An 18,627-nucleotide genomic window follows, 5' to 3' on the forward strand; every position below is an offset into this window, starting at 1 on the left:
GCGCTCAGAAAATCAGCGACCAGAAGAAGCGGGCGCAGACCACCAGCAGGAAGATGCCGAAAGCGACCTCCAGCCGACGCTTCGACAGCCGGTGCGCCAGGCGCGCGCCGATTGGCGCCGTCCAGATCGAGGTCGGGATGAACAGCAGGAAGCCGATGAAGGAGACATAGCCGAGCGAGAGCGGCGGCAGGATGTCCATCTTCGGCCAGCCGGCATAGATGTAGCCGAGCGCGCCGGGGATCGAGATCAGCACGCCGAGGCCCGAGGAGGTCGCGACCGCCTGGTGGATCGGCCGGCCGTAGAAGGTCATGAACAGGCTGGAGAGCTGGCCGCCGCCGATGCCCATCAGCGCCGACAGGATGCCGATGATGACGCCGTAGATCCGCATCAGGAACGGCCCGGGCATGTCGTCGCCGAGCTTCCAGCGGTCGGAGGCGAACAGCAGGCGCATGGCGCTGGCGAAGGCAACCGCGACGAACACCGCCTTGAACACGTCCGGCGGGGCATAGCGCGCGATGAAGCTGCCGCCGAGCACGCCGAGCACGACGGGAACCGCCCAGATCTTGATGATCGAGGTGTCGACCAGCCCTTTGGCAAGATGCGCGCGGTAGGAGCGGATCGAGGTCGGGATGATCACCGCCAGCGAGGTGCCGACGACGAGCGGCATGCGGACTTCCTCGGGCACGCCGATCACCCGGWAGACCTCGTAGAGCACCGGCACGATGACGGCGCCGCCGCCGACGCCGAACAGGCCGGCGAGCAGGCCGGTGACGGCGCCCGCCGCGATCAGCGACACGGCGAGGAAGATCAGGTCGTTCAGGGGAATTCCGGCGATCATCATGCACCCGAGCCAGGACAGGTCGGGCTGCTCTTAGGCTTTTGGCCGGAAAGGGCAAGGTTCAGGCGGCAAGGCAGGCATGCGCCGAGGCGACCGCGTCATCGGCACAGCGTCGCGGCAGACAACGTGTCAGAGCGATCGCGATGCGGCCTGAAACAGCGGCCGATCACGGCTTGACGTAGGTCCAGCCCTTCTCCTGCAGCTCCATGACCCGGACGACACCGGACTTCACCACCGTCGCCTCGGGGATCAGGGCGATCTCCTTGTTCTCGGCCTTGCTCATATTGCCCTGGGTATTGCCGCAGGCCTTGAAGGAAATGGCCGGCGTGCTCAGGGCGATCGTTGAGATCCGCGCCTTCACCGGCGAGGTATCGTCGCGCAGCATGTGCAGGCCGGGGCCGAAGGTGACGACCTCGATCTCCACCTTCTCGCCGAGCTCCTGATAGTACTGCGCCACGTTGGTCGCATTGTTGAGCGCGAGATTCATCATCGCAGGATCGTTCGTGTTCACTTGCAGGATGAGCCGGTGCGGCTTCCTGTCGGGCACGGGCGGCTTCGGAGCCTGTACCGCGCTCTGTTTCGTGGCCTGTGCCGTCGCGGGCGGGACGGCGATGGCGAGAGCCAGACCGGCCAGCAAGGCCGTGCCGAGAGCATCTTTGAACCTGATCATCATCGCATCCACCCATGGTTCGAGGACTATTCGCTACGTGGCCTGGCAAGGGTGCGCGGCCATTTGCAGGCAGCGGCGACCCTGTCCCGCGCCGCCTTCAGGCCGACGAGGCTGAAATGCGCGTCGTGGACGGCGCCGGCGCGCGTGCCGAGACGGATCGCGATGCCGCCCTGATTGGGAAGCGACAGCAGCAGGCCGACGACATCTCCCCTGAAGGCGACGCCGGTCCCATAGGCCGGCCGGCCCGCCGCGACCTGCACAGGCTGGCTGTCGTCGAGGCGATAGGACAGAACGGAGTCGGCGCCGCTCTCGGACGCGGCCGGCCCGCCAAGGACCAACTCGGTCCGGCCACCGCGGCAGTGAATGGAAAGCTGCTTCAACGCGCCGTTGGCATCACCTTCAGCAAGGACGGTGGCGGTGACGATCGGCGTGTAGTCGACCGGGGACGTGGTCTCGCTGACGATCCAGCCATCGGCATCCCCCGGGGGACGCCTGGGCACTGTCACAGGCTGCGGTAGCTTGTTCAGGCAGGCAGGCCGCTCCGCTGGATCGAGCAGCGAGCAGGCGCGAAGCTGCGCCATCGGATCGGGCGCGCCCTGCGCGAAGGCGATCCGGCTGGCAATCTCGAAGGCGACTGAGAGCATGATCAGCTTCATTGGCTCGCACGTTGCGTCTGCGCCTTGCGATCCAGCCAGTCCTGCGCAGCCGGAAAGCGGTCGAGGCCGGGAACGGTCGCAGCGAGATTGATCGACTTCCATTTCGGGTCGAAGCCGGGCGCCTGCAGCTTCTCGACACGGCTGAACAGGAGGTCGACGAAGCGGGCGACGCGCTCGTAGCGATTGGTCTGTGGCGCCCAGTTGAACGCGACCAGGGCGGTCGGCACCGCGATCGTCGAGACCCGCTCGCCCGCCTTGATCAGCCCGGGATATTCGCCGGCCTCCAGCACTGCCGGGAGGTAATAGTCCTCGAACCTGCTGTCGTAGGCGACCGGGAGGAACTTGAAGCCGGGCTCGAAGCGCCCGCGGACGAAGGCGTCGACGGGCTTCGAGGTGATGAAGACCACAGCCGCCATCTCGCCCTTGCGCATCTGCTCCAGCGCGACCTGATGCGGGATGAAGGTGTTCTCGGAATTGATGCCGAGGCGGCTGAAGATCAGCGGCCCCGAATAGGCGGCAGCGGTGCCGAGCGTGTTGAAGTTCACCTTCTTGCCGACGAGGTCCTGCAGGCTCTGGATCTCGGGCCGCACGAAGACATGCAGTTCCGAGGGAAAGAGATTGAGCACATAGGTGATCTTGCGCCGGATCTGCGGCAGCTGCGCCTTGTACTCCTCCAGCGCATCGGAGTTGATGATCGCCGTGTCGATGCCGCGCAGATAGAGCAGAGAATTCAGGTTCTCGGTGGCGCCACGGGTGACGATCGGCAGTACGTGCAGGTTGTAGCCATCGTCGACGACGCGGGCCATCTCGGCACCCAGGCGAAGTGGCGCGCCCTCCAGCAGCCCCGCTGCGAGACCGACCGTCCAGGCATTGGCCTTGTCCTGCTCCGTTGCGGCCGGCCGGACCATGCGTCGCGGCTGGCCGGAGCTCGCCTGCAATGTCTGGGCTTCCAGGCCGGGCGACGCGAGCATCGGCACAAGCGCCGCCAGCCCGACCAACAGGAGCAGGCACCGTCCAGAAGGCATCCTCATCCCGAACTCTCCCTAGAACGCGCGCCCGTGATCCTTCCAGCCGACGGCAGGTCGAGCGCTAGCGCGGCAACGCATCGACACGATCCTTCGCCTCCTGAATGCCCCCGACCTGCGCCCGCGCATAAAGCTCGCGCGCCCTGGCGATCTCGCCGCGCGTGCCATAGGTCCCCCAGGCGGACAGGATGCGGGGATCGTAGGTCTCCGCGAGCATGAAGCTCGCCCGGGCACTGCCCATGTCGGCTGCGCGTTCGAGCACGGCCCGGGCGGAACCGATGTCACCTTGAGCGAGCAGCGCGCTCGCCCTGGCGATCAGCCGCATCGCCTCGGGGCTGTTTCGAGCTTCCACCGACGTCGACGGCAGTGTCGCGCCAGCGCTCGCGGCCACGGCTTGCGGAGGCTTGGGAGTCTCTCTGGATACGGACGCGGACTGCGCCGTCGCAGCGCGCAGTGACGCCAGTTCCTCCGTAGCGGTCGCGGCCCGGTCGCGCTCCTGCTGGAGAGCCTGACGCAAGTCCGCGATCGTGCCCTCGCTCGCTTGCCTGAGCTTTTCCGATTCCCCGCGCGTGCTTTGCAGCTGTGCCAGCTGGGTTTCGACCTCGCGCTGCGCGGCAGACAACTCACCGGCCAGTGCCGCCCGTTGTGCGCGCTCCTGCTCGATAGCCTGGCGATACTGCGCGGTCGCGGCAGCCTGCTCCTGTCGCAGCGCCGCGACCTGCGCCATGGCGGCCACCTTCTGCCGCTCGAGTTCGAGCCCTTGCGCGCTCCTCGCCGCTTCCGCCTGCCGAAGCTGGCCGGCTTCCTCGCCAGACTTGCGCAATTGCGCCGCCTGCGCCTCGTTCTCACGCCGCACTGCCACCAGTTCTGCCACCAATGCGGCACGCTGCCCACGTTCGTCGTCGAGTGCTTGCCGGTGCTGCGCCGCAGCCGTGGTCAACGCCTGCCGTGCGGCTGCAGCCTGGGCGATGGCAGCGGCCTTCTGCCGCTCCTGCTCCTGGGATTGCGCAGCCCTCGCGGCGTCAGTCTGCCTGAACTGCCCCGCTTCCTCACCTGCCTTGCGCAATTGCGCCGCCTGCGCCGCCGCCTCGCGCTGCGTGGCCAAAAGCTCCTGAGCGAGGGCGGCAGCCCTTTGCCGCTCCTGCTCAAGCGCCTGCGCCGCTTTCGCCGCCTCCGCCTGCCTGAGCTGGGCCGTCTCCTCGCCGCCCTTGCGCAGCTGCGCCACCTGGGCGGCGGCCTCGCGCTGCGCGGCTGACAGTTCCTGCGCGAGGGCGGCCGCCTTCTGCCGCTCCTGCTCGAGCGACTGGGAACTCGTTGCCGTCGCGAGTTGCTTGAGCTGTTCAATGTCGTCGCTTGCGCTCCGCAGCTGTGCCGCCTGCGCCTGCAATTCGCGCTGCGAAGCCGACAGCTGATCGGCCAGCGCCGCGCGCTGCGCGCGCTCGCCATCGAGCGCCTGACGATGCTGCGCCGCCGCTGCCACCAATTCCTGCCGCGCAGCTATGGCTTCCTGCGCCTGGGCTGCCGCCTTGTCCTGCTCCTGCCGCAAGGACTGTTCGTTTCTGCTGGCGTCGGCCTGCAATTGCGCTTTCAGGGCAGCGATGGCGCCTCGGGCCTCGACGAGCTCCCGCGACATGGCGGCGATGTTCGCGGCCTCGCCGGACGGCAGGGCGACTGGCACGCGCTCCCGCAGCTGACCGGACTCCGGTCGATCCGCGTTGCGCGGGACAAGGAGAAGCAGGACCGCCGCAGCGACCCCGCACGCCAAGGGGATGAATCGGCGCCGCAGCGGCGCTTGGCTCGTTTGATCAGGCTTCGCCAGGACGTCTTGCCGGATGCCGGGGGCCTTGCCGCGGCCCTGCCCGGCGGGCGACGCACCCGTCAGCGTCCAGTGAGCCGTATCGATGGTCAAGCCTGCGTCGTCCCTGGCGACGACGGCCTTCCCATCTCCCGATGCGCTTTCGATCGCGTCGCGCATGTGGCTGACGCCTCTTGGTCGGCGCATGGCCCTGGCGTACCGGGCACGAGCAACTTCATTCCGGCCGATGCGAACCGCGGCGCCTGTGCGAAGGCGCCTGCGGGGATGTCGACCACACCCTCGCTGCGATCGAGCTGACCTCAGATCGGACAAGTCCAGAAGACGGGCAAAGGTGCAGGAATGTGCTCGAATGAGGTACCCTGCCGAAAGCGGCCAGTGCGCTAGTCGCTGACGCCCTCGCGCGCCACGATCGTCATCAGCGTCGCCGTCAGCATGGCACAGAGCCTGGGCTTGCCGTCCGCCACCGCGAAGACCTCGGCCATGGCGAGCGTCAAGGTGCGGCCGGCCTTGATCACCCTGCCCTTCGCGATGAGCTCGTCGCCGGTCGCGGGCGCCAGCAGATTGATCTTGAACTCGGCGGTGAGGATGCCGTTGCCGGCCGGCATGGTGGTGAGGCCGGCATAGCCGGCGGCGCTGTCGGCGATGGTCGCGACCGCGCCGGCATGGACGAAGCCGTGCTGCTGGGAGAGATGCGGCGACGCCGGCATGGCGATCTCGACCTCGCCCGGCGCGACGCGCACGAGTCGGGCACCCAGCGTCGTCATCATCGCCTGCTTGGCGAAGCTCGCCTCGATGCGGGCAATGAGGGTAGGATCGGCAGTCTGGTCAGCCATCGGGGTCACTCAGCGGCGATCGCCGGCGGGACTTCCCGCTCGACATGAGCGATGGCGGCACGCAGCTCGGCGAGGCCCGCCCCCGCTGCGACGCAGTGCTCGGAGAGATGGCGGCGGAACAGGCGCGAGCCGCGCCGTCCCGGGAACAGCCCGACGAGATGGCGGGTAAAGGCATGCAAACGCCCGCCCCGTTCGAGATGGGCGGCGACATAGGGCTCGAGCGCCTCCAGCATCGCGAAGGCATCCGGGACCGGCGCGGCCTCGCCGAAGAGCAGCGGATCGACCGCGAGCAGCACCTCGGGGTTCTGATAGGCCTCGCGGCCGAGCATGACGCCGTCGAGATGCGCGAGATGCGGCAGCCATTCCTCGGGCTGCCTGATGCCGCCATTGAGCGAGACGATCAGATCGGGATTGGCCGCTTTGAGGCGGTAGGCGCGCTCATAGTCGAGCGGCGGGATCTCGCGGTTCTCCTTGGGCGAGAGCCCCTGCAGCCAGGCCTTGCGGGCATGGACCACGAGCGCATCGACGCCGGCCGCACTCACGGAAGCGGTCAGCGCATCGAGCGCGGCTTCCGGATCCTGGTCGTCGACGCCAATGCGGCATTTCACCGTGACAGGGATCGAAACCGCCGCCTTCATCGCCGCGACGCAGTCGCCGACCAGCACCGGCTCGCGCATCAGGCAGGCGCCGAAGGCCCCGCCCTGGACACGGTCGGACGGGCAGCCGCAGTTGAGGTTGATCTCGTCATAGCCGAAATCGGCGCCGATCTTCGCCGCCTGAGCCAGCAGCGCGGGATCATTGCCGCCGAGCTGGAGCGCGATGGGATGCTCGACCTCGTCGAAGCCGATCAGCCGCTGCCGGTCGCCGCGCACCACCGCCTGCGCCGTCACCATCTCGGTATAGAGCCGGGCGCGGCGCGACATCAGGCGATGAACGACCCGGCAATGCCGATCTGTCCAGTCCATCATGGGGGCAACACTAAAACGCCAAGCACTTGAAATTGCTTGATTTCTCTTATTTATCAAGTCGTTGTACCCATTTCTATCGTGTCAGCCTTTGTCAGCGTTTTTCCCGCTATTGCCCGATTTTTCCAACTTGGGTACAACAATGTTGTATTTCGCAGGAGCGTGTTGTACCTGATGGGGACCATTCTAGCACGCCGCCGCAAGGATGGCTCGATCGGCTACACCGCGCAGATCGTGCGAAAGCAGGGCAAGATTTTCCTGCATCGGGAGAACAAGACCTTCGACAAGGAGCGCGAAGCCAAATCCTGGCTGCGCCTGCGCGAAGCCGAGCTAGATAAGCCCGGCGCCCTCGATGACCTACGCAAGCCGGATCCGTCGCTCGCCGACGTGATCGACAAATACACCTCCGAGTCCGAGAAAGAGATAGGCCGCACCAAGACGCAGGTACTGCGCTCCATAAAAGGATACGCCATCGCCGAGATGGCCTGCAGCACCATCCGCAGCCACCACGTCGTCGCCTTTGCGCAAGAGCTGCTAACTGGCGGCAGGCAGCCCCAGACGGTCGGCAACTACCTATCGCACTTGGCAGCCGTGTTCGATCTCGCCAAGCCGGCGTGGGGCTACAAGCTAGACAAAGCGGCCATCAAGGACGCCCATGTTGTACTGAGAAAGCTCGGTACAACAGCGAAGTCAGCGAAGCGCGACCGTCGCCCTACCCTCGGCGAGCTGGATCGCATTCTGACGCACTTCGCCGCGCGCCAGAAACGCGCTCCAAAATCCGCGCCGATGGTCAAGATTGTCGCCTTCGCGATATTCTCGACGCGCCGCATGGAAGAGATCACCCGCATCAAATGGGCCGATCTAGATGAGCCCCATCAGCGTATTCTGGTCAAAGATATGAAGCACCCGGGCCAGAAAGTCGGCAACGATGTATGGGTCGAAGTCACGCCGGAAGCGATGGCGATCATCAAATCGATGCCGAAGGTTCGGGACGAGATATTCCCCTTCACTAGCGACGCCATTGGCGCGGCGTTCACGCGAGCGTGCCAGTTCCTAGAGATCGTCGACCTTCACTTTCACGACCTTCGGCACGAGGGCGTGTCGCGCCTCTTTGAAATGGGCCGGACTATTCCGCAGGTCGCCTCGGTCTCGGGCCACCGCTCATGGCAGAGCTTGCAGCGATACAGCCATATCCGCGAGTCGGGCGATAAGTTCGCCGACTGGAAATGGCTCGCGCGCTGTCAGCAGGTGTCAGGATAAGCGATGTCAGCCCCTGAAAGGGCTTGACAAACGATACTGAGATCGTCTATAAAGGCGGCTGTTTCGCCCAACTCTGGCGAGTGAGCGCCTTAAGTCAATAATAGCGGAATGGGAAGGGAAATCAAGTGGAAAAATTCGATACCAAGGGCGCCGCGATTTATATCGGAAAATCAGCATCTTGGCTCAACAAGACGCGTATGACAGGCACCGGGCCTGTGTACCTAAAGATCGGGGGCAACGTCCGGTACGACCGCTCCGACCTTGACACCTTTCTCGCCGACTCGCGCCGAACCGGCGTGTACGCCCATTGCAATGACAACGACCGCGCCCAGCGGGCGGCCTAGCCAGGAGTATCGATGCAGATACTAGACCTTCATCCAGTACCATACGGAGGACCAGGACCAACCGTGACGGTTGCCCGATTCAATGTGTCCGTCACCCCGGACCTGACACTGCGCAACATGGCGTTGCGCAGGAAGCCGGACGGTTCGTACCGCGCCACCGCGCCCAAGGCATTCGGTGAAAGCGCCGCGTTCTTCTCCCCTTCCTTCGCCAAAGACATAACCAACGCCGCGGTAGCGGCTTACGAGAGGCTCACGCCCATTGTCCGTTTCAGCAATTGATACTGACGCCGTCGACATCGGCGAAGACGACTACGAAGACACCGGCCTGTACCACTTCATAGGTCCGCTGGCAGAATTGCCAGACCTCGAGCCGAGCGCCCCCGAGCCATCGCCGGCCGAACACGCGCACCATCTAGAGTACACCCGCCGACGTGACTGGGCCGAGGTAGAGGTGCGCCGCGTTGAACGTGAGCGCGAGCGTGAAGAACGCATTGCCCGTCTGCGCCTTGATCGGGACATCGCGGATGCAGCCAGGAAGGGCGACCACGTCAAGGTCGGAACGCTCACCGGCAAATCCAACTGGTTCCCGCCGGTCGCCAGCAACGACAACCGCAAGGGCGGCTCGGTTTATCCCGGCATCGTCTCCAGCGCGGAATTCGTCAGTGGCTTTGTGCCCCCCGACTATCATCTCGACGGCGTAGCGCAGGCGGGTTTCCTATACGCCCTGACCGCTGGCACTGGCACAGGCAAAACAGCCGTTCTGCTAGCGCTCACGGCTTCCACGGCGCTAGGAACGCCCCTATGCGGACGCGAGGTGCGCAATGGTCGCGTCGTCTACTTCGCGGGCGAGAATCCCGACGACGTGCGCATGCGCTGGCTCGCTATGGCGCATCATGGCGGATTCGACCCTGCCGATATGGACGTGCATTTCATCGCTGGCACGTTCTCAATCCCAGCTGCGGTTGCGCGCATCGGTTTGGATGTTGAGCGACTAGGCGGCGCCGACATGATCGTGGTGGACACGTCAGCCGCTTATTTTCAAGGCGAGGACGAGAACGGCAACACTGCTCTCGGCAAGCACGCTCGAGACTTGCGCGCGCTGACGGAGCTCCCAGGCAAGCCCGCTGTGTTTGTGGCCTGTCACCCGACCAAGAATCCGGATCCCGCAAACCTACAGCCACGCGGCGGTGGCGCGTTCATTGCGGAAGTCGACGGCAACCTGGTGCTGACGAAAGACGTGGGCTTCGCCAAGCTGCATTGGCAGGTGAAGCACCGAGGCGCTGACTTCGCGCCGCTGTTCTTTGCCCTCGAGACCGTCACAGCGCCGGAGTTGGTGGATTCCAAGGGCAGACCGGTTCCGACCGTCATGGCTGTCGGTATGGCGGACTTCAAGCCTGTGTCGAGCACGACCGCCAAGGCGGAGCCGTGGGAGAGCGCACTTGCCATCCTTACCGCAGCAGGGTCGATGAGCGAGTCTGAATGGTGCGCCGCCTATATCGCGTCCGAGCCTGCGGGGAACGCCGACAGCATTGCGCGCAAGTTCCGTCGGCATCGGGCTAGGTTGGTGGATCTGGAGAAAGTCGTCCTTGATGGCGATCTATTTCGCCTCCCGGACACTGCTCCGGACATGTCCGGACGTGTCCAAAGCGATGTCCAGTAGGTGCGCATAACCTCCCAACGGACATCTTGGACATTGGACACGGACACTCCCCTCCTAGGGAGTGTCCGGATGTCCGGATGTCCGGGGAGGCGTGTCCGGAAGAAAATCGAACAAAAACCGGCCCGCCGTACCAATCACGGGCATTCGGGCAGGCTCAGCAGGTTGTTCGGTTCATCGCCGTCAGCGGTCGTCTTGATGTACTTGTTGCCGAACCTGCTAACCGCAACGATGACGTCGACCGTATCGCCCTGCGGCCGGCTGACGTAATAAGCTTCCTCCCCACGCTCGATACGTCCGATCACCGTCGCGACCTCGAGCTTCCATTGCTTTGTGCCGAAACCGCCGACGTGCGTAATCCGCTCGTATGCGCTGAGGCGATTGTCCTTGTTGATGCACTTGATTTGAAAACGACCAGCCATAATGCCCTCCAGCACTACAAAAGAGAGGGCATTATCCTACGTCACTCAACCAGGAGTCGATAGCAGAGCATGCCGTGTCCACAGCGTGTTAGCCCCGGGGCCATCAATCTTCCCCGCCCCCGGCCTGCAGGAACGGCGCCGTCCTCGGGCGTGATCGCAAGAAGGCCTCGCGGGCTTGCGCGCGAGGCCTGAGGCTACTTTTTGACAGGATCCTCTTCCCAGTCAGATGACCAAACGAGCCTCAGCTCGGCCGGTCTGGCTTGCGCGGCAAGTCTTGCCTTCCGTCGTTTCTTGCGTGCCTGCGCCATTATCGAGAGAAACCGTAGGCGATCTCGTTTTTGCTTCATGGTGACCCCACTCAACACATTCTGTTCCAAACTGGGTCGGCACAGGCACAGCGAAGCTGGTAACCGCAAGCGGCGGGCCAATCAGAGATTGTGGGTAAGGCCGTGCCAATCGCGGGGAGGCATCAAAATCGCTGCGCGATGACATTAGGATGCGCACCCGCCGTGTTCTCATGCGCATCTTTTTTCGGGATCTTTGATTTTTTGATTTCTCGGGCGGTATGCCGCCGACCCGGAAGGCCTCGCGGAAGCGTAGGCAGGCAGGTAATACGCGAAATTCTTTCGCCTGCGGCAATTTGTCAACGCCACAATCTTACCCTTTAAGTTCAATAACTTAATGCAAATTTAGGCGAAATAATGGCCGTTTTGCCACATTCTCATGCGGAGTAAGGTAAGAGGGAAATGAAGACGCCGTCTGCCTCGCTGAAAAAACATTCAGCGTAAGGTCCATTTTCCGGGGAGTTGTGCGGAGTAAGGTAGCAGGCCATTGAAGCACGTGCCTGCAGCGCAGGCACGGTGCACCTCAGTGCACCCAATATGATAAGATGAAATCAATACTAAGAATTGCGCCCAAACCACGGGCTCATGTACATTCGTGTACAGCTATGTGGTGGTATTGTTCCCATAGTTGAAATTCGCGCCTAGTGCGGCAACCCGTCGCTACGCAAGCGCTCGAACTTCGTGCACGCAACAACGCCTGCGCGACAGCCCGCGACCGCCCGAACGGTGGTCGTTTCTTTTTTGTCCCGTAACTCGCCACCACGCACCGTGGTTTTATTCAAAGGATTTCCATGGCGACGCTAAACAGCGTGCTCGCCACCATCGAGCAATACATCGGCTTTCCGACCAGCCGAACCAAACAGGTCAACCGTCGGCTCGCTGAAGCCGACATCACCCCAACTGGCGGCCCGCGCCGCTCCCCTCATCTGGACGTTCAAGACTTTCTCGCACTGCTTGCGGCTTCGGCAATGGAGAATGGCCTTGGCGATGTCGTCGCCTCCCACCGCAGCCTGGGCGCAATGACGCCAGGCGGCCTACCGCCGACCGCAGACGTCCCGTCTCATCTCACTGAAACGGCATGGGAGCGTTTGCGGATTCTAGCCGAGCTCGCGCTCGGCGATCTGGAGGGTCAGCGCTTGGTTGCCGAGACGAACATTGAGTTCGTGTCCGCGCCCGTAGCTGAGGTCATTTTCCGCGACCGCGACGGCAGATCGTCTGCTTTCCATGAGACCGGCCATCCTCGCGGCGCTTGGGCTGCAGGCCATCGTCGGTCTGTGACCATTCGCGGCGGCGCCTTCGTTTCGGCCGTCCGCTCTCTATTTTCCAAGGACCAGTAATGGCATTTCTCAAGAAGCAGGCCGCAGCGCCGGCCGAACCTTTCCGCGTTCCCAGCCTATCGGAGGCTCACTCTGAATACGGTCAGCTGAGTGAGCGCTTGACCACCCTCAACAAAACAATAGCCGACCTCCGATCGGAGGAGCGGGCGCTTGTCCTAGCCATTTCGAAAGACGACACGCCGAATCTGCGCCCCGGTGTGGCTGCGCTCCTCGGCGAAAAGCAGTCGCCCAAGGCAGCCAATGTGGATCGTCTGAAAGACGTGCGTTCGATGATGGTCGACGTCAATGACGCGCTCGCAATTTCGATGAAGCGTCGACGCGACCTCGAGACTGCCGCATCCGTTGCCGTTTTCCACACGGTTCGGCCGGAGATTGAGAAGCGCATGTCTGTGCTTCTGCAGGCTCTCGCATCCGTTGATGAAGCTCGCCGCGCAGTTGACGACGTGGTTCTGGCAATCGAGGCGGAAGGTGCTGAGTCGTCGTTGCTCGGTCCGCTGAGGACCAATTCTCTCAGCAACCAGATCGGCGTGTTCACGCGTTCTGCGAAGGAGGCCGGGTATGTCTAAGATCGAGCACGCCGACGCGACCAGCCCCGATTTTCCGCATCTGATCACGTTTGCAGGAAAGACTAGCGCACCCGCCGACTTCGACGCGAAAAAATTCGCGCAAGCGATCGTCCGGACCCGCAAGCCGAAGATGACGACAGCAGACCGGGAAGCTCGCCTGCGCCGAGCGGAGGCAAAGCTTGCAAAATATTGAGACTCGCACCGGCGCAGCGACATTCTCAGGCAATATCGCTGAAGGCTATGCCGCTGTTTTCGGCCAGAAAGAAAAGATCGGGCGCGATTATTACGAAAGCATCGCTCCGGGGGCATTCAAAAAGAAGAATTATTTCCGGGGTGACGTTCTTGCTCTCTGGAATCATACGTGGGATTCCGTGCTGGGGCGCCTCTCGGCCGGAACGCTGCAGTTAGAAGAGCGCCAGCGCGGCCTTTGGTTCAGGCTCGAGTTGGATGAGCGTTCGCCTGCCGGGATGACCGCTCTGTCAGCACTGGACCGCGGCGAGGTGTTCGGCTGCAGCTTTGGCTTCAGCGTCCTTGCCGAGAGCTGGACGGATCCCGACGAAGGGTTGCCCGAGCGCTCCATTACAGACGTGCTGCTTTACGAAGTATCCCTCTGCCCGCTGCCGGCCTACCCTGGCACGACAGCCGCACTAGTCCGCAGCGGCCAGGACAACGCCACCAACGCCGCCAGGCGCCTGCGCCGGAAGGCCCAAGCAGCCATGAGACTGCGGGGCATTCCAGTATGATCGGCGAGGTTATCACGATCGGGGTTCACGGCGTTCGTATACGCTCAACCACCGGCCCGCTCTTCGTGCATCGTAGCGTCTTCGGTGACCATGCTCCGTCAGTCGGCGATCCGGTCGAGTACCAACCGTTCCGTACACAGGACGGCAGCACGATCGCGACCAACGCCAAGCCCGTCACGGCAGAGCGTGCAGAGGTGTTGCGGTGTCTCGGCTAGCCCCCGGGGGGTACATCGGCTCTTTCCAGCGACCGGAATCGCCGGAACGGTGGGGGACCAGCGCGCAGAGCGCCGCAGTTCAAATCATGACCCCAAAAGGAAATTCCATTCATGCCAATGCCGCGCACGCCGCTGGCAAAAGCCCGTCTCACGGGTCGCGATAAGCGCGATCCCGCCCGCTTCACCGGGCGCAATGAACCGATGATCGACGACGATCTTGGTGACGCGCCTGACTGGCTTCGCGATACGGATACGACCAGGCCGCGCGAGGCTTGGGAGCAACTGCGTTCCAGCATTCCGTGGCTCAACAGCAGTCACCGCGGCATTGTCAGCATCGCAGCGACCGTTATGGGCCGCATGATCGCTGGGCAGGAAGTCGGCACCCAGTCGATGAACCTGTTGCGGCAATGTCTAGGTCAGATGGGTGCCACGCCGGCAGATGCGGGCCGTGTTGGCTTGCTCGATGCGCCTCGCGAGCCGGATCCTGCGGACGAATTTTTCGATTGAGCTTTCCGTCCCTCGCGAACGCGACCTGCTATTCTATTTCCCGCGAAGCCTCGGGGCCTGATTGAATGGATGACTTGAATAAATTCGCGATGGACGACGCCCGGCAGCGTCAGAAGGCATTGTTAGACCTCATTCTGTCCACAGATCGACAGGCCATGAGCTATCTGGGTTTCTGTATAACGATTGCGGTTGCTGCTGGAGCCGGCTCTGCGTCCGCGTTCGCGCCAAATGCTTGGGTACCTGTAGGAGCGGGGTTCGGTCTCGCCGTCGTCGCCATAGGCTTCTTTTGGGCGGCAATTAATTGCGTGAACGTCATGGCAATTACTCCGGTAGGTCTACCAGGAAGAACGCCTGATTTTTGGGAATGGGCGATCAAAAATAAAATTGAAGAAAATGCTGTTGTCGATCATTATCTAAAAGAACTTGATAAGACCTATTCTGACAATCGCAAGCACAATAGAAAGATGGCAAATCTGCTCCAAAGAGCAAGAACCATCAGTATCGCAGCGGCCATTGCCGGAGCATTGGTCGCCGCATTTGTTGAGGCCCACCGGCGCGGGCCTATTTTTTGACCTAGCGCCGAGGTGTTCCGCCTTTTACTTCCATGACATCTGGCGGAGGTGGCGGTGGGGGCGCGGGCTCGGGTGGCTTTTCCGAATTGGCAACTATCATCTGAATACCTCCAAATTCGGCATTCAATAGCGCTGCTTGCGACATTTGAATCGTCCCTCAGAGAAAGAGCGAATTTAATGCATCGCTGCTGCGGTGTCACCGCCAACGCGCCCATTGCGGCCGTTCTGCACCGCTTTCGATAGCGCGATATCCCGTCAACTCTAAGCGCCCTTTAGCGCATTCACGCCGCCCTCGGGCGGCATTTTCTTTTCAGGACATTATGGACGCAGAAAAGCTCAGCCTCATCCTTGAGGTCAACGCACAACGGTTCGAGAACGCGCTAAAGCGCTCGAACTCCCAGGCTTACAGGCTATTTAAACAGCTCGAAGACCGCGCGAACCAGATGGAGAAATCCGTTGGCGCGTCCTTCAGTGCTCTCGGCAAGCGCGTCGCTGGCGCGTTCGCCGGCATCGCCGTCGGCTCGGCGCTGAACGATATCCGGAAGGCCGGCGATGAGTACGCCAAGATCATCAACACCCTGAAGGTCGCAGGCGTCTCCGATGGGCAGCGCGGCAATGTGCTCGACGCCCTGACGAAATCCGCGCAAGAAAACGCTGTGCCGCTCGAAGCTCTGGCCAGCCTGTACGGGCGCGTCAGCCAGGCTCAGACGACGCTCAATACTTCGTCGGGCGAGCTGTTGCAGTTTACCGACCTGGTGAGCCAGGCGTTGAGGGTTGGCGGCACGTCAGCGACGGAAGCTCAGGGCGCCCTGCTGCAGCTCGGTCAGGCGCTGTCAGGCGGTAAGGTTCAGGCCGAAGAGTACAACTCGCTGCTGGACGGCGCCTATCCGCTCCTTCAGGCTGTTGCAGCCGGCCTCAAGGAAGCCGGCGGCGATGTCTCCAAGCTCACCACCTTGGTCAAGGACGGCAAGGTTTCGTCCGAGGCGTTCTATCGAGCAGGCCTCGCTGGCGCGCAGGTGCTTCGCGACAAGCTTGCCGGCGCTGTCACGACGACGGAGCAGGCGACGCAGCGGCTCAAAAACGAGTTCACCCTTGCAGTCGGCAAGTTCGACGAAGCGGTTGGGCTGACGCCCGCGCTCGTGAAGGGACTCGACGGCGTCGCCGGTAGCATGGCAGGCATCGGGTCGGCAGCGACGTCGACCGTGCTGACCGTCGGTGCGCTCATCGACAAACTCGGCGAGCTCGCCAAGGCCAATGCCGGCGTGCAGCGGCAGCAGGCTCTGTCATATCAGGATGAACGCGCCGCTCGTGTGGCCGCGGCCCGCGAAACGGGCACGGCAAACGCGGGCGGGCGCGCTACGGTAGCCGCGGAGCAGGCTGCCGCAAACGAAGCTGCTGCGGCTGCGAACCGGAAGGCGCTGGCAGATTTTCGGGCCGGTGAGGTTGAATTCGCCAACGCGCTGAAGACCACCACCCTCCCCACGGCCCGGCCGAAAGGACTTGGCAGAAAGGACGGCCCTACCGTCAGCATCAACGACTTCAAAGTCCCTGGTGACAAGGGCGGCGGAAGCGGCGGAGGTGGCTCCAGCAAAGAGACGCTGGACGCTTATGAGAAAGCCTTGGTCGCCAGCGAAAAGCGCCGCCAGGCGCTGTTGCTCGAGGCGGAGACCGAGGGAAAAGGCACTTTCGCAAAGGCCAAGGCTCGCGAAGCGCTCGAACTAGAGACCGCGGCGAAGCGCGCCAACATTCCGGTCACCGAGGAAATGCGCCGCAAGATCGACGAGGCCGCCACCGGATATGCCAACGCCAAGGTCAAGGTTGAAGAAGTCCAGAAGGCCGTCGAGGGCTTCAACGACGCCAGCAAGTTCTTCGGCGACGGCATCACCGACGCGCTCAGCGACCTGATTATTGACGGCGAGAAGGCCGAAGATGTCATGCGCAACTTGGTCAAACAATTGGCAAAAGCCGCCCTACAGGCGGCGCTGATCGGCGGCGGGCCGGTTGGATCTATCTATGGAATTGAGAGGAAAGCCGCGTGAGCGCTTGCAATATTATCAAGACTGAAGACGCCATTTACATGTTCACCGACGGCGCGTCATATTACGGCGACGGCACGATCGGTGCCGTCGGGCAGAAAGTGTCCATCCTGGCGCACCTGAACTGCGCCATTTCCTGCCGCGGGCCGAAGGGCTTTGCCGAGGAACTGGCGCAGACTATCAACGACGCCTACGGCTCATTCGACGAGCTCGTTGAGAGCTTCGCGCTGGCCGTATCAAACTTCTATTTTGTTGGCCGCGACCGTTACGCTCTGTGCACCTCCGGCCCGGAGATTGAGGTCTACTTGGCGGGTTGGTCGGAAGGCCGCGGCAAGCCGGAATCCTACGTCGTCACGTCGCACTCGCTGTACGGTCCAGCCTGGGAACTGCAGCCCCTTGGACCGTTGGCGGTCTCGCCGTTCGATGCGGATCTTGAAGCGCGGTGCGTGGCACGGGGACCTAGCGAGGACTCCATCAGCACGGGCGTCATGCTGATGGAGGAGCAGCGGAAGGTTCGTGGTCAGCATGCCGGCGTAGGGGCTCCCGTGGCCGGCGTAGGGGGTTTTTGCCAGGTCACGATCATTCGGCCGCAGTCGATCCAGACGGCGGTGGTCAGGCGGTGGGACGATCGGATCGGCGCCGTGTTGGGGGTGGCTGCGTAATGCCTGTTGTTCTTATCCCGGTCATCACGGCAGCTGCGACCAGCGCAGGTATTTCCGCCGGCACCGCTGCTACATTGGCCCCGATCCTCGCTTACGGGATCACAATCGCCGGGCCGGTCGGTCAGACAGGGCTCCTACAGCGATGACGGCCATCAACGTTCGCGTGAGCTCAAGCGCCGTTGAAATCGTGACAGACGGTCTTTACGCCGCGCCGGGGCGAAACTTCGCTGGGGCCAAGATTCTTCACCTTCCGCAGGCCAATGCCGTCTTTGCCATGCGCGGGTTGGGATCGCTGCTACCGGTTCTGTTTATGGCGTTCAGCGAACTTGGCCGCTCGTTCGACGACCTTGTTGCAGGCGCCAGCGATGTTTTGCGACAGATCGTCGAGACGCACGGCTCCGCTTTGCCCGTCGAAGCATCCCGGCTGGATATCGTCCTGGCCGGTGTGTCGGACGAGCGCGGGCCAGAGGCATGGCTGGTGTCAACTTACGCACCCAACGGCACCCCCGCCGGTGCGTTCGAACTGCAGCCGATCGAGGTCGGCTCGGTGACGCCTTTCGTCGATCTAGATGGCCTCAATCAAGACGCGCCGGACTTCCTCGTTGAAGTCGGTAAGAGACAGGTACTCGCTTACCCTGGCGGCGTCGGGGGATTTTTGCAGCGGACGATAGTCGACCTCGCAGGAATCCGCAGTTCCATTGTTCTGAGGAGTGCAGCTTATCGGCAAACGGCCGACTGCGGGCGTCCCAGCGGGCCTCAATGGCGGGCGGGGCAGCGCCGAAATTAGCCGGCATGCCATTTCGACTTGATTTGATTGCTGACCTCCTCCGGGAGGTTGAACCAAAATGCCGTATTGTTGGTCGTATCGGCGACGTACACGGTATCTGAGGCGTCCATAACAGCCCATACGGCCTTCGCGGCTTGCTCGGCGGTGTAGTTGCTGCGCACGTACCAGAACGACTTGTGCACTTTCGCCCACGCTCCCAAGGACTGAATGGCAGTGAACACTGCCGAATAGTCCTTTCCTGGCGTATTGAGATCGTAAGAGATATGAAGGTTGTTGGCCATTGCTTCCTACAGGCTGAAGTTCCTCCTAGGGCATCAGCTCACGCTTGCAGAAACGGGTCTAGTCCCAAGCGCGGCGTGTCCACAGCGAACA

General features: G+C 62.9%; 21 protein-coding genes. 12 read left to right on the plus strand and 9 right to left on the minus strand.

The annotated features are described in order from the left end of the window. Nucleotides 1–4: 4 nt before the first annotated feature. The 7 genes from AC1DS0_RS16525 to dusA form a co-directional block, all read right to left on the minus strand. The gene (locus tag AC1DS0_RS16525; RefSeq protein WP_476815513.1) at nt 5–838 is read right to left on the minus strand and encodes a sulfite exporter TauE/SafE family protein; all 834 of its coding nucleotides are present in this window, start codon (nt 836–838) and stop codon (nt 5–7) included. 166 nt (nt 839–1,004) lie between these two features. Further along, on the minus strand, nt 1,005–1,508 hold the full coding sequence (locus AC1DS0_RS16530) for a DsrE family protein (protein ID WP_476815385.1): 504 nt from the start codon (nt 1,506–1,508) through the stop codon (nt 1,005–1,007). 26 nt (nt 1,509–1,534) lie between these two features. Further along, on the minus strand, nt 1,535–2,164 hold the full coding sequence (locus AC1DS0_RS16535) for a hypothetical protein (RefSeq protein ID WP_476815386.1): 630 nt from the start codon (nt 2,162–2,164) through the stop codon (nt 1,535–1,537). Next, complete coding sequence (locus AC1DS0_RS16540; protein WP_476815387.1) at nt 2,161–3,195, minus strand: TAXI family TRAP transporter solute-binding subunit; 1,035 nt, start codon at nt 3,193–3,195, stop codon at nt 2,161–2,163. Before AC1DS0_RS16540 ends, AC1DS0_RS16535 begins: the two co-directional genes overlap by 4 nt. Nucleotides 3,196–3,253: 58 nt before the next feature. Next, on the minus strand, nt 3,254–5,164 hold the full coding sequence (locus tag AC1DS0_RS16545; protein WP_476815388.1) for a coiled-coil domain-containing protein: 1,911 nt from the start codon (nt 5,162–5,164) through the stop codon (nt 3,254–3,256). Between the two features lie 221 nt (nt 5,165–5,385). Beyond that, nucleotides 5,386–5,838 (minus strand): PaaI family thioesterase, encoded by a 453-nt coding sequence (locus AC1DS0_RS16550; protein WP_476815389.1) that lies wholly within the window; start codon nt 5,836–5,838, stop codon nt 5,386–5,388. A gap of 5 nt (nt 5,839–5,843) precedes the next feature. Beyond that, nucleotides 5,844–6,839, minus strand: a complete 996-nt coding sequence (gene dusA / locus AC1DS0_RS16555) for a tRNA dihydrouridine(20/20a) synthase DusA (RefSeq protein WP_476815514.1) — start codon at nt 6,837–6,839, stop codon at nt 5,844–5,846. A gap of 138 nt (nt 6,840–6,977) precedes the next feature. Between dusA and AC1DS0_RS16560 the strand changes: the two genes are divergently transcribed. The 3 genes from AC1DS0_RS16560 to AC1DS0_RS16570 all read left to right on the plus strand — a co-directional run bounded on the left by AC1DS0_RS16560 (nt 6,978) and on the right by AC1DS0_RS16570 (nt 10,067). Then, complete coding sequence (locus tag AC1DS0_RS16560; RefSeq protein WP_476815390.1) at nt 6,978–8,063, plus strand: site-specific integrase; 1,086 nt, start codon at nt 6,978–6,980, stop codon at nt 8,061–8,063. A 407-nt stretch (nt 8,064–8,470) separates the two neighbouring features. Further along, on the plus strand, nt 8,471–8,686 hold the full coding sequence (locus AC1DS0_RS16565) for a hypothetical protein (protein ID WP_476815391.1): 216 nt from the start codon (nt 8,471–8,473) through the stop codon (nt 8,684–8,686). Beyond that, the gene (locus AC1DS0_RS16570; protein ID WP_476815392.1) at nt 8,667–10,067 is read left to right on the plus strand and encodes an AAA family ATPase; all 1,401 of its coding nucleotides are present in this window, start codon (nt 8,667–8,669) and stop codon (nt 10,065–10,067) included. Before AC1DS0_RS16565 ends, AC1DS0_RS16570 begins: the two co-directional genes overlap by 20 nt. A 134-nt stretch (nt 10,068–10,201) precedes the next feature. On the opposite strand, the gene AC1DS0_RS16575 is transcribed toward AC1DS0_RS16570, so the two are convergent. Further along, a complete protein-coding gene (locus AC1DS0_RS16575; protein WP_476815393.1) occupies nt 10,202–10,486 on the minus strand; it encodes a DUF3892 domain-containing protein in 285 nt (94 codons plus the stop codon). 1,135 nt (nt 10,487–11,621) lie between these two features. Between AC1DS0_RS16575 and AC1DS0_RS16580 the strand changes: the two genes are divergently transcribed. The 9 genes from AC1DS0_RS16580 to AC1DS0_RS16620 all read left to right on the plus strand — a co-directional run bounded on the left by AC1DS0_RS16580 (nt 11,622) and on the right by AC1DS0_RS16620 (nt 18,255). Then, the gene (locus tag AC1DS0_RS16580) at nt 11,622–12,167 is read left to right on the plus strand and encodes a hypothetical protein (RefSeq protein ID WP_476815394.1); all 546 of its coding nucleotides are present in this window, start codon (nt 11,622–11,624) and stop codon (nt 12,165–12,167) included. Continuing rightward, nucleotides 12,167–12,733 (plus strand): hypothetical protein, encoded by a 567-nt coding sequence (locus AC1DS0_RS16585; RefSeq protein ID WP_476815395.1) that lies wholly within the window; start codon nt 12,167–12,169, stop codon nt 12,731–12,733. The genes AC1DS0_RS16580 and AC1DS0_RS16585 overlap by 1 nt, the downstream gene beginning before the upstream one ends. After that, nucleotides 12,726–12,926 carry a hypothetical protein gene (locus AC1DS0_RS16590; RefSeq protein WP_476815396.1) on the plus strand — a complete coding sequence of 67 codons (201 nt, stop codon included), beginning with the start codon at nt 12,726–12,728 and terminating at the stop codon, nt 12,924–12,926. The genes AC1DS0_RS16585 and AC1DS0_RS16590 overlap by 8 nt, the downstream gene beginning before the upstream one ends. Continuing rightward, nucleotides 12,913–13,476 carry an HK97 family phage prohead protease gene (locus AC1DS0_RS16595; RefSeq protein ID WP_476815397.1) on the plus strand — a complete coding sequence of 188 codons (564 nt, stop codon included), beginning with the start codon at nt 12,913–12,915 and terminating at the stop codon, nt 13,474–13,476. The genes AC1DS0_RS16590 and AC1DS0_RS16595 overlap by 14 nt, the downstream gene beginning before the upstream one ends. Before the next feature lie 326 nt (nt 13,477–13,802). Further along, on the plus strand, nt 13,803–14,198 hold the full coding sequence (locus AC1DS0_RS16600) for a hypothetical protein (RefSeq protein ID WP_476815398.1): 396 nt from the start codon (nt 13,803–13,805) through the stop codon (nt 14,196–14,198). A 65-nt stretch (nt 14,199–14,263) separates the two neighbouring features. Then, entirely contained in the window at nt 14,264–14,770 is a 507-nt protein-coding gene (locus AC1DS0_RS16605; protein ID WP_476815399.1) for a hypothetical protein, read from the plus strand. A 320-nt stretch (nt 14,771–15,090) separates the two neighbouring features. After that, nucleotides 15,091–16,809: a tape measure protein gene (locus AC1DS0_RS16610; protein WP_476815400.1), complete on the plus strand. Its 1,719-nt coding sequence runs from the start codon at nt 15,091–15,093 to the stop codon at nt 16,807–16,809. Continuing rightward, complete coding sequence (locus AC1DS0_RS16615) at nt 16,806–17,468, plus strand: hypothetical protein (protein WP_476815401.1); 663 nt, start codon at nt 16,806–16,808, stop codon at nt 17,466–17,468. The genes AC1DS0_RS16610 and AC1DS0_RS16615 overlap by 4 nt, the downstream gene beginning before the upstream one ends. 142 nt (nt 17,469–17,610) lie before the next feature. Further along, nucleotides 17,611–18,255 (plus strand): hypothetical protein, encoded by a 645-nt coding sequence (locus tag AC1DS0_RS16620; protein ID WP_476815402.1) that lies wholly within the window; start codon nt 17,611–17,613, stop codon nt 18,253–18,255. Here the strand turns inward: AC1DS0_RS16620 and AC1DS0_RS16625 are convergent. Continuing rightward, entirely contained in the window at nt 18,252–18,536 is a 285-nt protein-coding gene (locus AC1DS0_RS16625) for a hypothetical protein (protein WP_476815403.1), read from the minus strand. The two genes, AC1DS0_RS16620 and AC1DS0_RS16625, sit on opposite strands and share 4 nt — an antisense overlap. Between the last annotated feature and the right edge of the window lie 91 nt (nt 18,537–18,627).

The organism is Allobosea sp. P4_H5 (assembly GCF_056400825.1).

Coding starts and splice junctions, on each gene's coding strand:
- AC1DS0_RS16540 (WP_476815387.1), bottom strand. CDS start 3,195: ATGAGGATGCCTTCTGGACGGTGCCTGCTCCTGTTGGTCGGGCTGGCG.
- AC1DS0_RS16600 (WP_476815398.1), top strand. CDS start 13,803: ATGCCAATGCCGCGCACGCCGCTGGCAAAAGCCCGTCTCACGGGTCGC.
- AC1DS0_RS16620 (WP_476815402.1), top strand. CDS start 17,611: ATGACGGCCATCAACGTTCGCGTGAGCTCAAGCGCCGTTGAAATCGTG.
- AC1DS0_RS16590 (WP_476815396.1), top strand. CDS start 12,726: ATGTCTAAGATCGAGCACGCCGACGCGACCAGCCCCGATTTTCCGCAT.
- AC1DS0_RS16550 (WP_476815389.1), bottom strand. CDS start 5,838: ATGGCTGACCAGACTGCCGATCCTACCCTCATTGCCCGCATCGAGGCG.
- AC1DS0_RS16560 (WP_476815390.1), top strand. CDS start 6,978: ATGGGGACCATTCTAGCACGCCGCCGCAAGGATGGCTCGATCGGCTAC.
- AC1DS0_RS16575 (WP_476815393.1), bottom strand. CDS start 10,486: ATGGCTGGTCGTTTTCAAATCAAGTGCATCAACAAGGACAATCGCCTC.
- AC1DS0_RS16535 (WP_476815386.1), bottom strand. CDS start 2,164: ATGAAGCTGATCATGCTCTCAGTCGCCTTCGAGATTGCCAGCCGGATC.
- AC1DS0_RS16610 (WP_476815400.1), top strand. CDS start 15,091: ATGGACGCAGAAAAGCTCAGCCTCATCCTTGAGGTCAACGCACAACGG.
- AC1DS0_RS16530 (WP_476815385.1), bottom strand. CDS start 1,508: ATGATCAGGTTCAAAGATGCTCTCGGCACGGCCTTGCTGGCCGGTCTG.
- AC1DS0_RS16605 (WP_476815399.1), top strand. CDS start 14,264: ATGGATGACTTGAATAAATTCGCGATGGACGACGCCCGGCAGCGTCAG.
- AC1DS0_RS16580 (WP_476815394.1), top strand. CDS start 11,622: ATGGCGACGCTAAACAGCGTGCTCGCCACCATCGAGCAATACATCGGC.
- AC1DS0_RS16625 (WP_476815403.1), bottom strand. CDS start 18,536: ATGGCCAACAACCTTCATATCTCTTACGATCTCAATACGCCAGGAAAG.
- AC1DS0_RS16545 (WP_476815388.1), bottom strand. CDS start 5,164: ATGCGCGACGCGATCGAAAGCGCATCGGGAGATGGGAAGGCCGTCGTC.
- AC1DS0_RS16585 (WP_476815395.1), top strand. CDS start 12,167: ATGGCATTTCTCAAGAAGCAGGCCGCAGCGCCGGCCGAACCTTTCCGC.